This is a genomic window from Tamlana crocina (assembly GCF_012037625.1).
In genome coordinates, this window is sequence record NZ_JAAVJS010000371.1 from 1 (window position 1) to 398 (window position 398).

Here is a 398-nt window from a genome sequence, read left to right on the forward strand (position 1 = left end):
GGTGATGAGTGAGACGAAATCCACTCACGGTACCGGCGGAATGAGCCCAAAGGTTTCGGCTGCTGCGATCACTCAAAAGGCAAAGATCGAAACCTGGATCGTAAATGGCCTCGATGATAATTTCATCCTTAATGCCATTAATGACAAAGTGCATTTTACAAAGATCCATCACTAGATCCGGATCAGATTTTTAGATACAAAAGGCTGTGCAGAGATGTGCAGCCTTTTTGTTTTTAAATTCCAAAATTTCAAGCACCAAATTCCAATTCTGAATTTTAAATTCTGAATTATTCTGAATCAATTTACTCCACCTTTAAAAGGCCTTTTTTAGAAGGACTTACATACCGCGGATCTCCCATAGTCTCCTGCCGCTCCATCCAGTCTATCGTGATATAAAT

At 40.2% G+C, this 398-nt stretch carries 1 pseudogene; it reads left to right on the top strand.

Annotated elements, in window-relative coordinates:
• Positions 1–175: pseudogene (locus HC176_RS20130) on the top strand (glutamate 5-kinase); the annotation flags it as partial.
• Between the last annotated feature and the right edge of the window lie 223 nt (positions 176–398).